Genomic DNA, 270 nt, shown 5'->3' on the forward strand with positions numbered 1-270 from the left:
TTCGTCTTCCTCGGTGGATTCGCGACGGCCACGGCCTACGCGTCGCTCGCGAAGCGCCACACGGAAGCCGACGCGCGCAACCGCTTCTTCAAGCGCTCACTCGAGTTGTATAGGGCGTTTCTGATTACGGCCGTCCTGATGCTGCTCGTAAGCGCCGTGATGAGCGCGTTCAGCATCGACTCGCCCAACATGGCCACGACCGATCTCGACGACATGATGGACACGCCCACGGCGGTCCTGCGCGACATCCTGCTGTTCCGTCGCCAGCCG

At 63.7% G+C, this 270-nt stretch carries 1 protein-coding gene; it reads left to right on the forward strand.

All coding sequences use genetic code 11. The annotated features are described in order from the left end of the window. Positions 1-270: OpgC domain-containing protein (opgC, locus tag SB771_RS34635; RefSeq protein ID WP_410721992.1), on the forward strand; the 270-nt coding region annotated here is incomplete at both ends.

The organism is Burkholderia sp. SIMBA_051 (assembly GCF_046534915.1).
Lineage (GTDB): Bacteria > Pseudomonadota > Gammaproteobacteria > Burkholderiales > Burkholderiaceae > Burkholderia > Burkholderia ambifaria.